Source organism: Paenibacillus paeoniae (assembly GCF_003388735.1).
GTDB lineage: Bacteria > Bacillota > Bacilli > Paenibacillales > Paenibacillaceae > Pristimantibacillus > Pristimantibacillus paeoniae.
Genome location: NZ_QUBQ01000004.1, coordinates 17,689 through 31,961, shown reverse-complemented (window position 1 = coordinate 31,961; position 14,273 = coordinate 17,689). Strand labels below are relative to the sequence as shown.

The following is a 14,273-nucleotide window of genomic DNA, read 5'->3' as shown; positions in this document are numbered from 1 at the left end:
TGACGAAGAATAGCGGTCTCGTCACATGCTAAAGGATTTTAGATAAAGCAAGGAGTTATTCCGATAGGAATAACTCCTTGCTTTTATGCTCTAACAAACTCCATAGTTCTTCGAATGTTTGCTGTTCCGCAACAACTGCAGCCATGCCCGATTGCAGATCCCCCGCAAATTCGGAGAGTTTGTCTGAGTCGGGGTTCGTCCCATAAAGTCTAGGTGATCCGGGATTATCGAGAAACGCATCGATTGCAAATGGTTTTAGCGGAATGTATTCCTTATACACAGAAAGTCCAGAGCTGGATGCTGAAATCAATTTGGCCGCTGCTGGACTGTTTATATATTTTATGACTTCCCATGCTTGATCTTCATAGGGACTGGCCTGGTTGATGTAGAGATTCCCTGTCATATAGTACGGATAGGGCTGAGGGTTCCTTGTATCCATTGGATATGAAATGATGCTCCAATCGTCCGGCGATTCATTGTTGCTTGCCAACCAGGATAATGGCATAGAGTTGCCAATGAACATTGCTGTTTGCTTCATTGTTTCATAATTCACTTCTTGAGAGGTTAACATAGCACCTGATAAGGCATCCTGTGCAAGTTGCTCTAACAACTTGCGCCATGGCTCCAGGTCATTGGTTATATTGCCGCCACGATCAAACAATCGCATACTATTCATAGCCCCAACATCAGACCATATTTGGTACCAATAGTTCCCTATATAGTAGCCGTACACAGGCTTATCATTATATTCTTGTCCGGCAAAAAGTTGTGCGGTGTGATGAAGTTGCTCCCAGTTGACAGATGTCTGCGGAATATCCACGCTAGCTTGCTTAAAAACGTTATGATTTAAATACAATGCGTACCGATCGAAGGTCGGGGACAACTGAGTGATCGGCATTTCATTCGCCTTCAGATTATTAATATGATAGTTATGAACTTCGCTCAGTTCAAATTTATCCCGCGAAATCAGAGGCTCTAGATTCACAAGCCTAGTTCCGTATTGGGCGGGATTTAGATTATAGAAGATATCCGGGTTCTCGGAGTTGATGAGATCGCGCACACGTTTTTCTACGATTTCAGGCGTGTCTCCTGACCGAAAGGTTCTTGCTTGCGACACATCTATAATTTCTAGGGTGATATGTGGAAATTGTCCGATAATAAGCGGCTCATACGGAAAAGAGTAAAGGTTATCGACCATCAACTTAAGGATAGCCTCTTGCGGCGGCGGTTCGGTTTTGGTGCATCCTGACAATAAGCCTATCATGATTGATGATACTAACATGATGGTAATCGACTTGATGCTATACATGAAACTCCCCCTTTTACACGCCTACACATTGTACATGGCGACTTACTTGTTTATTGCAAGACCCCCCTTTCATCGAGGAGTCGGAATGTATGTCTATATGTAAATTTTGATAATATATGTATGTAAATCTAGTATCATACTAATTCATTCGTATTCAATTTTCAACCTTTGAATATACGCTCACATATTGACCTGGCTGAAATCGGCGATCTCGCGGCTGTCCTCCGGCAATAGGTAGATTGAAGCAATTACGGAAGTGATTGCAATCACAGTAATCCGCAACAATTTGTGACTATGAGGGTGACTTGAATTACGGATGCAACTTGTTCATGTTTAAAGCTTCCTCCACCTTCTCCATGGACGCAATAATGCGATAGTTGCCCCTTAGCGGAACGTATCCTAACTCGCGGTTAATGGATAGAATCGGATCATTCATAGAATCATTGTCCGTACGAATATAATCTGCCCCTCGGTTTTTACCGGCGCGGATCGCCTCCAGCTTAAGGGCACGCGCAACTTTCTTGCCGTGGTACGCTCGATCTACGCCCGTGTACTCATGATAAAGCCCGTTAGTAGCGGAGTTATGGAGCACATTAGTCATCCCGACGAAACGGTCGCCATCAGCGGCAATCAGGACAAGCTCAGGTGTAAAACCGTCTACTTGCAAATACCACTTTCTCCATTCTACAAAGTCAGGCACATCTCCGAGGAAACTTGGAATATCCCTCATCGTCTCACATGCCAGTTGGTACAACTTACGCTCGCTGTCTTCTCCAGGCTCATCGGCCAAGGACAGAAGACGCAGGCCGTTATGAGCCAGTATAGCCTCAGGTTCCATCTCCATTACTTCCATTGTCGTATCCTTTAGTTGAAGGACCGATTGATAGGCATGACGTTCGACCAGAAAGCCTCTTCGATGGGCAAATTCTAATGAGCGGGGTTGGTCATCCCATACTTCAGAGATTAGAGAGGAGGCGCCGAGTTGCTCCGCCCATTCATAAGCGTGACGCAGCAGAGCTTCCCCGACTCCATGCCCGCGCGAATCAGGAGTAACCACCAGCGTTATGCATATATAGCCCGGTTCCGTCCAAGGCGCCCGCCAGGCCCACACGTACCCGATGATATCGTCGTTCACGTTAACAGCCACACGGCGTGTACGGTCATAACCGACCAGCAGCCCGTTCTCATCCTTCCAGGTTTCGCCTACTTCAAATAGCTTGCGGTCATCTTCTTCCAGTCGTTCTGCGGAGGTTGGCTCCGACCAATGGCCGCTGAGCAGTCCGGCAAGCTGTTCATAATCTTGGGGTAGCATTAATTCTCTTGTACGAAATAACATGGATCCACCATCTTTCCCTTTATATAGCTCAAAGTATGAGGCAACGAAGGAGAGGAAGGTAGGGAAAGATTGCTTTTGAACCAATTGTTACTGGCATAAAAAGAAGCTTCACGGATTTCAATATCCGCAAAGCTTCTATACGTAAAGGCTATTGATTTAAGTTGCTACCGCATTGTATGTCATGATCCAGATCGAACCTGCGACGATCGTCAGCATAATGACAAGGCCGAAGATCAGGGAGATCAGGTTGTAGCGAGGTTTCTTCTCGTCTCGGATATGCATGAAGAACAAGAGCTGGACGGCGAATTGCAGAATAGCCATGATGAGAATAATGACTGTCGTCACTTGCTTGCTGAACATGTCGTTCATAACAGCCACAAGCGGGATGATCGTCAGTACGATCGAGAGCAGGAAGCCGATGACATACGACTTCATGGAGCCGTGGCCGCCTTCATGACCGCCGTGATCTCCATGCTCTGTGTGAGCATTATGGTTCGCCATCCTACATCACCCCCATCAGATACACGATTGTGAAGACAAAGATCCATACGACGTCAAGGAAATGCCAGTACAAGCTGACGATGTTGACTTTACGCTTTGTGACCGGAGTAATACCGCGTCGTCTGATCTGAACAATAAGCACCGTCATCCACACAAGACCAAGCGATACATGAAGTCCATGCGTTCCGACAAGCGTGAAGAATGCGGACCAGTACGCGCTTGTACCGATATTCGCGCCTTCATGTACAAGGTGAATAAATTCGTTCACTTCCAGATAGATAAAGGAAGCGCCTAGCAATGCGGTGATGATCAGCCAAGTGATCAGTCCCTTTTTGTTGCCTTTGTTCATCTCCAGCAGCGCGATGCCGCTGGTGAAGCTGCTTGTGAGCAAGATAAACGTAGATGCGATAATGCCTGGCATTTCGATCAGCTCGCTGCCAAGCGGGCCGCCTGCGGTGTTGTTCCGCAGGACGACATAAGTGGCGAATAATACGCCGAACAGAATAACGTCGGTAATCAGGAAGAGCCAGAAGCCAAAGGTCTTCATCTCTTCCTGGTCATGATGGTCATGACCGTGACCGTGGTCGCCACTATCGTGGCTACCGTGACCGGCATGGGCAAGGTGCCCCTTTTGTTTTATTGCTTCTGCCATTAGTGAGCCCCCCTTGCAGCGGCTTCGGTCCGCTCAATTTCTTCGACCGGAATATAGTAATCCGTATTATAGGTAAAGGATCGAACTAGCATAGTTACGATAACGCCGCCGAGTCCAAGTACAATCATCCATTTCCAATCCCAGACAAAGCCGAAGCCGGCAGTGAACCAGAAAGCAGACATGACGAACGGTACACCGGAGTTGCGCGGCATGTGGATTGGCTCCAGCGGCGCTTGCTCTGCTTGGACAACCTCAGGAGCATCGGCTTCGCCTCTCAAGCGGCGCTGCTTCTTCTCCCACCAATCATCTTGCTCTGTAACGATAGGCGTACGAGCGAAGTTGTACATTGGCGCAGGCGATGGAATTGACCATTCCAGTGTACGGCCATCCCAAGTATCTCCCGTTTTCTCTTTCTTGTAGAACTTGATGCTATGCGCAATCTGCCATACCTGGAACAGGAACGCGATACCCATCAGGAATCCGCCTACCGTCGATACGACGTTGAGCGGCTGCCAGCCCATATCGAAGTTGTATTCGTTGAAGCGGCGAGTCATACCCATTAGGCCAAGCGCGTATTGCGGCATGAAGCAGACATAGAAGCCAATATTCCAGAACCAGAATGCCCATTTGCCCAAACCTTCATGAAGCTTGAAGCCGAACATTTTTGGCCACCAGTAGTATAGACCTGCGAAGTAACCGAATACGACGCCGCCGATCAACACTTGGTGGAAGTGAGCGATCAAGAAGTAACTGTTGTGGAACTGGAAGTCCGCAGGCGCTACGGATAGCAGCACCCCGGTCATGCCCCCAATGACGAAACATGGGATAAAGGCAACCGTCCACATCATCGGTGTAGGGAAGCTAAGCTTGCCTCGATACATGGTGAACAGCCAGTTGAACACTTTGACACCGGTAGGTATCGCGATCAACATGGTCGTGACGGCGAAGAATGCATTGACATTCGCGCCGGTGCCCATCGTGAAGAAGTGATGCGCCCAAGTAAAGAAGGAGAAGAAGCTGATGGACATTAGAGCAAATACCATCGATTTGTAACCAAACAGTTTTTTCTTCGAGAATGCCGAGACGATCTCGGAGAAGATACCGAATGCCGGCAAAATAACAATATATACTTCAGGGTGTCCCCACATCCAGATGAGGTTAATATACATCATCGGGTTGCCGCCGCCGTCGAGGGTGAAGAAGTGTGCACCCATGTAGCGATCCAGGAATAGCAGGAACAGAGTAACCGTCAAGATTGGGAATGCGAAAATGATCGTTGTACAGGAAGACAGAACGGACCAGGTGAACATGGGCATTTTCATAAGCTTCATGCCTGGCGCGCGCATCTTCAGGATCGTGACGATAAAGTTAATGCCTGTTGCCAAGGAGCCGATACCGGATATCTGTATGCCCCATATATAGAAGTCCTGACCGACGCCCGGACTGCCTGACAATCCTGACAATGGCGGGTAAGCGAGCCAGCCTGCATCAGGCGAACCGCCGATAACGAATGACATGTTGAATAGCATTGCCCCGAAGAAGAACATCCAGAAGCTTAAGGAGTTCAGGAACGGGAATGCGACGTCGCGCGCGCCGATCTGGAGCGGTACGACAATGTTGAACAAGCCGAACATGAGCGGCATGGCCATGAACAAGATCATGATAACGCCATGCGTTGTGAATATCTGATTATAATGCTCCGCATTCAGGAATTCCAATTGCGGGGCAGCCAGTTGCATACGCATGAGCAGGGCGTCAACCCCGCCGCGGAACAACATCAGAATGGATGCGATGATATACATGATGCCGATTTTTTTATGATCGACGGAGGTTAGCCATTCCGTCCATAGCCAGCGCCATTTTTTGAAATACGTGAGTACGAAAACGATAGCTACCATCGTAATCGCAATCGATACTTGAGCTCCGAGAATGAGCGGGTCGCCCGTCACGAAAAACTCGGATGAAAAATCTTTGATCTTATCCCACATGAGCTAGTTCTCCTTTCGATAACGGTACGTTAATGGCCTGCGTGTCCGTTGTGTTGGTCTGATGCGTCGGCCTTGTCGGTTCCGCTATCGTTGTTCTTGCTAGTTGCTTCAGTCTTCGAAGTGTCCGAGCTGACGCCATGATGCGAGTGCGCGCCGCTGCTGCCTTTTTCGACATATTGCGTTACGATGTGCTCGAACAGTCCGTCCGGGAAGCTGGAGAATTGCTGTACGTCAGAGCGGCCCGGCCTTTGCAATTTCTTATAACCATCCATAGTTAGTGCTGGAGCGTCTTTCTTCACTTCCTGAACCCACGCATCGTATTCCTCTTGGGATACGGCATCGGCCTTGAAGGTCATTTGGGCAAAATCTTTGCCGTTAAAGTTGGCGCCCGAGCCATAGTAGCTTCCTAGTTCATCGGCTTGCAGATACAATGTCATCGCCATGCCGGACATGGAGTAGAGTTGGCCGCCAAGCTGTGGAATCCAGAAGGAGTTCATCGCTGTGTCGGATGTCAGTTGGAAGCGAACCGGCACGCCTTCCGGGAACTTCACATAGTTGACTGTTGCGATATCTTCATCCGGATATTTGAACAGCCACTTCCAATCCATTGAGGTTACCTGTATCGTAATCGGCGCCTTTTCAGACTCGATCGCCCGAGAAGGCTCCAGCTTATAAGTATAGTTGACCGTTATGGCTGCAAGGATAATGATGACCACGATCGGAACGCTCCACCATGTCACTTCCAGCTTCGTATTGTGTTCCCAGTTCGGCTTGTATTTCGCTTTGCTGCCTGGGCGGTCACGGTAGCGCCACACGATAACAGCCGTCATGACAAGCACCGGAATAATGATGACTGCGCACAGAACGGTTGATATGATAATCAAGTCTTTCTGGGATTGCCCAATCGGTCCTTTCGGATCGAGCACAATATACTGCTCGCTGCAGCCTGAGAGCAGGAAGACCATCGCTAGGAAGAGCCCTGCTGTCAGCATTCGATAATTACGTCTCATCACGGTTCCAACTCCTTAAAGGTTTGTGAAGCTAAAGCCAAGCAATGAAATGCTGGCTTATGAGCAAACCTAGCTACGGAAGCAATCGCTAAGGTTTGTGAAGCATAAAGCCAGGCAATGAAAGGCTGGCTTGTAAACAAACCTAGCTACGGAAGCATTCGCTTAGGTTTGTGAAGCAAAAGTCACTTTGATGACATGTGAACAAACCTAGCTACGAAAAGTATCGCTTAGGTTTGTGTAGCAAAGCTTATGCCGAGGCGTGAGAAGCATATACGCTTTGAGAGCATGTGTTAAGGTTTGTGAATCAAAGCACATGCTGGAATACTCACAGTCGTCTAGCTTCGTCCGCAAACACTTAAAAATAGCTTACGACTAACATAGCAGATTCGAAACGCTGTGACTGTAGGGTTAACAATTACGTAAACAATTTGACTTTTTTCCGCCATATATTAGTCACGAGTTAGACATATGGTTGAATATAGCCTGATAAACAGTCATATCTAGGAAATTTACGGGAACTATCCCTATGTAGTTATAAGGAAATGGACAATGGGAGGAAACGGAACAAGCCCTCCAACTTCTTCATGAGAAGTTGGAGGGCTTGTTTGTTAATAGTCATGAATGACTTTAGTGTTCCTTATCTGATACTTCAGAGGTGTTCGTCTCCGATTGGTTATGGTTGTTGCTGTTCAATCTGGCATGAACAAGACCGATGGCTGTGCCAATCACATAAATGTGAACGCTGCCGATCAGGAATCCGATTCCGACCATAAGGCCGATATTCTTATCGCTGAAATGACTTAAGTTAATGAGGCATAAGAGAAAGCCGATGCCGAGAACACCCCAAGCCATCGCAGTCATTACATTTACTAGACGTTTCACGTCGGATTTTGTTGGGCCAAGTTGGCTGATTGTTGCTGTTTTTGTAGTCATATCAAACACTCCTTAGATAATGAAAGTGCTTACTTAACCATACTATACCACATATTATGCAGTTTGTTCAAAGAAAATTCACTTTTTGCACATAAATTAGACAAAAAGCTTAGAAGAAGATGAAAAAGGCGACCGGCTTGGAAGCAACCGGGAGTAACTGTGAACGAACAATCACTGAAAGGGGCAAGTATCTGGGCGTTAGTGTTGTGAGGAAACGTTAAATGTGGGAATGAGACGAAAATGGGGAATTAGTGTCGCGAGGAAATGTTAAGTGTGAGGAGGCGCTGATCTTGGGCACAACATCATCCTGTCATAAGCGCGGCCTGCAGCAACATGCTGCAGGCCGCGCCGCGTTCACTTCCTAATATTGTTCATTCGCAAGCAAGATGCAATCGTACTCGCATGCAAGTTAGCTTCAAGAACCACTTCCTCCAAAAAAGCTCCTGGCAAACAAAGCTACAACCAACAAAGCTCCCACCAACAAAGCTCCAGCCAACAGAGTGTTAGTCCGTCCACCACCGCTTCAGGTCATTCCACCAAGAGCGTTGCTTCTGCGGCTTGCCGTTCTCAAACTTGCCTTGCCCGCTGCTGCTGTTCTCGCGGCCAGTTCCGTTGCCGGCGTCCGCAGGCGAGCCGCATACCTCTGTCGGCTCCGTGCCGGCGAGGAACGATTCCAGCCGTCGGCTTGGGCAAGTCGCCGCGGCTAACTTGCCGGATGCGGGATCGATGAAGATGTTCACGACGCCCTCCGGCACGGGGAAGTACTTCGGCGGCACAGCGGATAGCGTGCCTTCGATAAATCGGGCAAAGATCGGCGCCGCACGATGTGCCTCCGCGACGGTCAGCATCCGGTCCTTGTCGTAACCGACCCAGACAGCGGCCGCCAGCTCTGGCGTATAGCCAACGAGCCATGCGTCGGTGGCTGTTGTGCCCGTCTTGCCGGCGACGGGGCGCTTGATCGTCGCCGATACCCGGTGCGCCGTACCGCCATCGTCGAACACGCTCTCCAGCAGGCTCGTCATGACATAAGCCTCCGCAGCCGTAATGACCTGCTCCTCCGCAGACTTCGCTTCATATAATACGTTTCCCTTTCGGTCTTCAATACGCAGAATGGCGATCGGCTCCAATCGAAGCCCGGCATTGGCGAATACGCCGTATGCAGATGCCATCTCGAACGGACTGGCCGGGAATGTCCCCAGCGCAAGCGAAGGAACAGGCTGCATACGGCTGCGAATGCCGAGCTTACGTGCAGTCTCAATTACCTTGTCTGCGCCAACCGTCATAATCGTATTGACCGCATAGATATTGTCGGAGCCGCTGATGGCGGTGCGCATGTCGATATAATCCTCCGCGTACTTGTCACCATAATTATGCGGTTCATACGTCTTGCGGCCTTCATCATAGCTGAATACGGTTGGCTCGCTCTTGAAGCGCGTAACCGGAGACATGAAGCCGCTTTGCAGCGCCGACATATACAGGAACGGCTTGAAGGCGGAGCCTGGCTGGCGTGTACTGGCGAACACGCGGTTGTATTGATTTTTGGCATAATCTCTGCCGCCGACCATGGCTTTGATGTAGCCGGTACGAGGATCGATTGCGACTAACGCCGCTTGCTGCTCTGAGCCTGACGGCATAATCTGCTTAATGGATTCTTCCGCAGCCGCCTGCGCCGCCTGATCAAGCGTCGTATAGATGGTGATGCCGCCCTCATTCAGGAGCGATGAATCGATGCCGAGCTGCTCCACCGCAAGAAAACGGATATAGTCTCGGAAATAAGGGGCAAAGCCCTCCTGCTGCTGAGAGCCTTGCGGCTGAAAGGTCAGCATCTCGCCATATGCAGCTTGAGCCTGCTCTTCGGTAATAGAGCCGCCTTCCTTCATGGCTTCCAGGATGAGCGATTGCCGGTCCTTGGCGGCCTTCATATTTAAATAAGGAGAATAATATTTGGGCCCCTTCGGAATTCCGGCCAACATGGCGCTTTCGGCCAGCGAGAGCTCGGAGGCGTGCTTGTCGAAGTACATCATGGATGCCGCTTCGATGCCATAAGAGCCATGCCCGTAATAAATTTGGTTCAAATACATCCCAAGAATATCGTCTTTGCTATATTTCATCTCCAGTTGAGCGGTATACATGGCTTCCTTGAGCTTACGCTGCCAGGTTCGTTCATGGCTGAGATAGAGATTGCGCGCAAGCTGTTGAGTGAGTGTGCTGGCCCCTTGCCTGGCCGACATACTTTGCACGTTCACGACGACCGCACGGGCCATGCCCTTCAGATCGAAGCCGGAGTGACGATAGAATCTCCGATCTTCAATCGCAAGCGTCGCATCCACAACATAGTGGGAGATATCGCTCAAAGCGACTGAACGGCGGTTCTCCCCAGCATGGAAGGTATCAATAATGTGGCCCTGTATGTCGAGCATCTGGGAGGTTTGACTAATTTTCGAGAGGGGCAGCGCCTGCGTGCGCAAGTATAGGTAAAGTCCCGCCACGATGACAGCAGCTGCAAGCAGAGCCATGCTTATCCGTCTAAGCCACTTCTGCAGCCTCAGCATATAGGGAAGAAACCGCTCGGAGATATGAGGAAAGGCTGAGCGGCGTTTAGTCTTGCTTTTTCGTCTGAAGATCGGAGGTATCCTTTTGAACATGCTGCCGACTCCCTTCCGCGTGTTGCTGATCTATTCTTTAGTATGGAAAAATGCGGAATCAGCTATTCAATGATCAATAGATATCGAATAAATGTTTGATTCAGGATGGTTATAAACACATTATTATCTTGAACTCTGCGAAGGTTTATGCGAGTATGTTGAGAATAACGATCTGATCGGAATTGAGCGTTCGTAATAGGAGAGAGAGAAATACTGCGGCTAGCCTCACTGTACTGACGACAGCATGTCGTCATATTTTTTGACAAACGGTGAAAAAGGACTGGCTGTTCCTATAGATATAGAAAAATACGGGGATGGTAGGATGAGTAACTTTATCGCGTCAATGAAGCATCATGCTAAAACGGCATGGGGAATTCAAGGATTCCCGATCATTATGGTTATCAACATTTTTCTGGGCATATCTCATGCTTTCATCTTGCCCTTCAATTCTCTATTCGGCATCGATGAAGTAGGAATGAGCAATACGACCTTCGGCATCTTCATGCTGGTCTCGTCGTTATGCGGCATTGTGCTCAGCACGGCAATAGCGAAGCTGTCCGACCGCGTGTCGGATCGTAAGTTCATTTTGATTCTTTGCGCGGTAGCGGGAATAATCGGCTATATGGGCTTTGCCTACTCGCGCAACTACTATGTGTTGCTTGTATTTTCAGCAGTATTCCTCGGGATTGCGTCCTCGACGTTCTCCCAAATGTTCGCGATCGGCAGAGAAGCGCTGACTAGGTCCGAGGTGCCTGCTAAGCAGGTTCCTCTGTACATGAACATCTTGCGGACGATCTTTGCCCTGTCTTGGACAGTCGGTCCTGCCATTGCTTCTTATGTCCTGCTATTTATGGGCTTCACAGGACTGTTCGTCGTCGCCGCTACCTGTAATGCGATCGTAGCGATCATTGCGCTGTTGTTCCTGCATCGCCGTACAGAAGCCGCCGGGGCCAAGTCGGAGAAAGCCAATATTCCGCTCAAAAAAATCGTGTTCCAGCCGACCATCTTCATCAATCTGGTCGCCTTTACGTTTATCTCGGCGGCGACTACGCTCAGCTCGATGAATATGGCACAGTTTGTAACGAAGGTGCTCGGCGGCGGCAAGGAAGATATCGGAATCATTTTCAGCATTCCGCCGATTTTTGAAATTCCGTTCATGCTGGGCTTTGGCTATATGGCTACGAGAATGAAGAGCGACCGGCTAATACGTCTGGGTGCGGTGCTGGCTCTTATCTATTTCTGTCTATTATTTTTCGCCAATTCGACTTGGCATATCTTCTCGGTACAAATTCTAAGTGCGGCTTACATCTCAATCACATCAGGAATTGCGATCACGTATTTTCAGGACTTCTTGCCGGAGATGCCAGGGACTGCAACGAACTTATACTCCAATTCGAGCAAGGCAGGCAACATGCTTGGTTTTGTGCTGTTCGGTCTGATCGCGGACGCTTTCGGCTACCGCAATGTGTATCTGACTTGCGCCATCTTTACTTTGGGAGCAGTCGTGCTCTTGTTCGGGCTTAATCGGGCCAAAAGAGTATCAAACCAAGCGTCAGTCAGCGGATAATGGAGGATTTCATTAATTTTTTGTGCAGGACGGTCCAAAAGGTTGCATTTTCGGCTTGAAATACTATAATACAGGTTGAACCATTGATGGAAAGAAGGGATCAATCTCATGGAATTATGGTATACCGAGAAACAAACCGAAAACTTCGGCATTACGGCGAAGATTACTAAAAGCTATGTACATGAACAAACGGAGTTTCAACAATTGGATATGATCGAGACGGAAGAGTTCGGCACAATGCTCGTTCTCGACGGCATGGTCATGACAACGGTAAAGGATGAATTCGTCTACCATGAGATGGTGGCGCATCCGGTTCTCTTCACGCATCCAAACCCTGAGAACGTGCTTGTAGTAGGCGGCGGCGACGGCGGTGTTATCCGTGAAGTGATGAAGCACCCGAAGGTCAAAAAAGCGGTTCTGGTCGATATCGACGGCAAGGTTATTGAGTATTCGAAAAAATACCTGCCGACGATTGCAGGCGAGCTGGACAACCCTCGCGTAGAGGTGCTTGTCAATGACGGCTTCATGCATATCCATGATCATAAGAACACTTATGACGTTATCATGGTCGACTCTACCGAGCCGGTAGGGCCAGCGGCGAACCTGTTCACGCGCGGCTTCTATCAAGGCATCTACGAGGCGTTGAAGGAAGACGGCATCTTCGTCGCACAGACGGACAACCCTTGGTTTAAAGCTGACTTGATTCAAAGCGTAAACCGCGATGTGAAGGAAGTATTCCCGATCGTACGCGTATACGGCGCGAACATTCCGACTTACCCGTCCGGTCTATGGACATTCACAATGGGCAGCAAAAAACATGATCCGCTTCAAGTGGACGAGTCTTCCATTCCGGAGCTGGATACAAAATATTACACACCTCGCTTGCATAAGGCGGCGTTCATCCTTCCTAAATTCGTAGAGGATTTGGTGAAGTAAGAAGAAGCGAAGCCAACAGAATGCGGCCAAAAAAGAACGAAGCAGCGTGATATCGCTGCTTCGTTCTTTTTGGCTTGATCAAGACTTATGACTTTGAACGCCCAGATTGACCTATTGAAGCTTGAAGTAAATTTTACGATCGGAGTACTCTATCGTAGAATCGCTTTTGGTAATAACCAAATAATTCTCTTGCCCTTTAATAACAGGAAGAATGACATTTCCGTTTACTTCGTAGGAGCTGCCCTTGGTCGAAGGCGTCACCTTCGGGAAGTCCGGCAGGGCTTCATAGGCTGCTTCGCTCATAGAGCCATCGAAGCCATAGTCAGTAGCGCCGATGACATAATCCCCCTTCGCTGTCTCTGCTCCCATGATATAAGGTCTGTAGGTAGTCAGGTACCTATAGCCGCTGTCTTTTCCGCTGCTTTTCATGGTTGCGTTTTTGACCTTGAGGTTAAGGGTTACCATTCTGTACTCCAGATCCGGATTGTCTTCCGGACGCTTGAAGCCATAATCGACGATCTGCTCCTTCGTAATAGGGACAGACTTCGTGACCGTTACGGTGTAATCGGCGGAGCTGGTATCATACTCCTCCGGCTTGTAGTTGATCAGCTCTTTATAAGTGAATGCCGTATTGAATTTAATCGGGTCTTTCAATGAGCCTTTGTTGCTGGATGCTGAAGCAGAGCCGCTTGGAGACGTAGTCGTCGAAGAGCCGGTGTCGATTTTCGGTGGTGTCTGTCCTTCAGGTGTAAGAACAACGGTCTGGCGTTTCTCATCCCATTGAACATTTGCGCCGAGCGAGTCGGCTACGATCCGAGCTGGGACGTAAGTTCTGCCTTCGAACGTAATGGGATACAGCTTTTTGCCATCCATGCTGAGATCCACTTTTTTGCCGCCAACTTCAATGCCAATGGCATAGTTTTGATAGGCCGTAATTTTTTTGAGTGTCGTCGCTGAATAAGCGATCGAGCCTGCACTCAAAGCGAGCGAAAGCGCCGTCGTCATAACCAGCACTTTTTTGGTGAAAAACTTTTTCATAAAGCCATCTCCTCTGTGTGTGTATGAAATGATATATGTTGAAGTCCTGGGACTTAACAACGGCTTGCCATACGTCCGAGCTGCAATTATGAACGGAAGGGATTCATTATTAGATCGTGTAGAATAATCCATAACATGCATATGTAATAACAACTATGTATGATGAATTACATAGGTAAATATATATTTTACGACGATTGTGAATACTCGATCTAGTATAACTGAGAAATTTAACCATTGCTATTACAATTTTATAACATCCTATATAAAGTAAGTATGTTTGCCGCGTTGCATGGCAGTCCCCTTCTTTCGCATGGGCAGCGCCCTGCAGGATATAATGGATAGATGAAAGGAGGCG

11 protein-coding genes are annotated in these 14,273 nt (G+C 48.7%); 2 read left to right on the top strand and 9 right to left on the bottom strand.

From position 1 onward, the window contains the following. Positions 1–55: 55 nt before the first annotated feature. The 8 genes from DX130_RS18535 to DX130_RS18500 all read right to left on the bottom strand — a co-directional run bounded on the left by DX130_RS18535 (position 56) and on the right by DX130_RS18500 (position 10,374). On the bottom strand, positions 56–1,309 hold the full coding sequence (locus DX130_RS18535; protein WP_116047912.1) for an ABC transporter substrate-binding protein: 1,254 nt from the start codon (positions 1,307–1,309) through the stop codon (positions 56–58). 310 nt (positions 1,310–1,619) lie between these two features. Continuing rightward, complete coding sequence (locus DX130_RS18530; protein WP_165861359.1) at positions 1,620–2,621, bottom strand: GNAT family N-acetyltransferase; 1,002 nt, start codon at positions 2,619–2,621, stop codon at positions 1,620–1,622. A 180-nt stretch (positions 2,622–2,801) separates the two neighbouring features. After that, the gene (cyoD, locus tag DX130_RS18525) at positions 2,802–3,146 is read right to left on the bottom strand and encodes a cytochrome o ubiquinol oxidase subunit IV (protein WP_116047908.1); all 345 of its coding nucleotides are present in this window, start codon (positions 3,144–3,146) and stop codon (positions 2,802–2,804) included. Position 3,147: 1 nt separating this feature from the next. Continuing rightward, entirely contained in the window at positions 3,148–3,798 is a 651-nt protein-coding gene (gene cyoC, locus DX130_RS18520) for a cytochrome o ubiquinol oxidase subunit III (protein WP_116047906.1), read from the bottom strand. After that, positions 3,798–5,786, bottom strand: a complete 1,989-nt coding sequence (locus DX130_RS18515) for a cbb3-type cytochrome c oxidase subunit I (protein WP_116047905.1) — start codon at positions 5,784–5,786, stop codon at positions 3,798–3,800. The genes cyoC and DX130_RS18515 overlap by 1 nt, the downstream gene beginning before the upstream one ends. Before the next feature lie 29 nt (positions 5,787–5,815). Then, positions 5,816–6,796 carry a ubiquinol oxidase subunit II gene (gene cyoA / locus DX130_RS18510; RefSeq protein ID WP_116047904.1) on the bottom strand — a complete coding sequence of 327 codons (981 nt, stop codon included), beginning with the start codon at positions 6,794–6,796 and terminating at the stop codon, positions 5,816–5,818. 627 nt (positions 6,797–7,423) lie between these two features. Next, positions 7,424–7,729 carry a hypothetical protein gene (locus tag DX130_RS18505; RefSeq protein WP_116047902.1) on the bottom strand — a complete coding sequence of 102 codons (306 nt, stop codon included), beginning with the start codon at positions 7,727–7,729 and terminating at the stop codon, positions 7,424–7,426. A gap of 503 nt (positions 7,730–8,232) precedes the next feature. After that, a complete protein-coding gene (locus DX130_RS18500; protein ID WP_206098855.1) occupies positions 8,233–10,374 on the bottom strand; it encodes a transglycosylase domain-containing protein in 2,142 nt (713 codons plus the stop codon). Positions 10,375–10,696: 322 nt separating this feature from the next. Between DX130_RS18500 and DX130_RS18495 the strand changes: the two genes are divergently transcribed. Continuing rightward, a complete protein-coding gene (locus DX130_RS18495) occupies positions 10,697–11,941 on the top strand; it encodes a sugar efflux transporter (protein ID WP_165861358.1) in 1,245 nt (414 codons plus the stop codon). A 108-nt stretch (positions 11,942–12,049) separates the two neighbouring features. Continuing rightward, entirely contained in the window at positions 12,050–12,877 is an 828-nt protein-coding gene (speE, locus tag DX130_RS18490) for a polyamine aminopropyltransferase (RefSeq protein WP_116047899.1), read from the top strand. A 111-nt stretch (positions 12,878–12,988) separates the two neighbouring features. On the opposite strand, the gene DX130_RS18485 is transcribed toward speE, so the two are convergent. After that, positions 12,989–13,915 (bottom strand): copper amine oxidase N-terminal domain-containing protein, encoded by a 927-nt coding sequence (locus tag DX130_RS18485; protein WP_165861357.1) that lies wholly within the window; start codon positions 13,913–13,915, stop codon positions 12,989–12,991. Positions 13,916–14,273 lie beyond the last annotated feature (358 nt).

What these genes read in the sequence shown, in the direction of transcription:
- DX130_RS18535 (WP_116047912.1), bottom strand. Translation starts at nt 1,309, where the DNA reads ATGTATAGCATCAAGTCGATTACCATCATGTTAGTATCATCAATCATG.
- DX130_RS18530 (WP_165861359.1), bottom strand. Translation starts at nt 2,621, where the DNA reads ATGCTACCCCAAGATTATGAACAGCTTGCCGGACTGCTCAGCGGCCAT.
- cyoD (WP_116047908.1), bottom strand. Translation starts at nt 3,146, where the DNA reads ATGGCGAACCATAATGCTCACACAGAGCATGGAGATCACGGCGGTCAT.
- cyoC (WP_116047906.1), bottom strand. Translation starts at nt 3,798, where the DNA reads ATGGCAGAAGCAATAAAACAAAAGGGGCACCTTGCCCATGCCGGTCAC.
- DX130_RS18515 (WP_116047905.1), bottom strand. Translation starts at nt 5,786, where the DNA reads ATGTGGGATAAGATCAAAGATTTTTCATCCGAGTTTTTCGTGACGGGC.
- cyoA (WP_116047904.1), bottom strand. Translation starts at nt 6,796, where the DNA reads ATGAGACGTAATTATCGAATGCTGACAGCAGGGCTCTTCCTAGCGATG.
- DX130_RS18505 (WP_116047902.1), bottom strand. Translation starts at nt 7,729, where the DNA reads ATGACTACAAAAACAGCAACAATCAGCCAACTTGGCCCAACAAAATCC.
- DX130_RS18500 (WP_206098855.1), bottom strand. Translation starts at nt 10,374, where the DNA reads ATGTTCAAAAGGATACCTCCGATCTTCAGACGAAAAAGCAAGACTAAA.
- DX130_RS18495 (WP_165861358.1), top strand. Translation starts at nt 10,697, where the DNA reads ATGAGTAACTTTATCGCGTCAATGAAGCATCATGCTAAAACGGCATGG.
- speE (WP_116047899.1), top strand. Translation starts at nt 12,050, where the DNA reads ATGGAATTATGGTATACCGAGAAACAAACCGAAAACTTCGGCATTACG.
- DX130_RS18485 (WP_165861357.1), bottom strand. Translation starts at nt 13,915, where the DNA reads ATGAAAAAGTTTTTCACCAAAAAAGTGCTGGTTATGACGACGGCGCTT.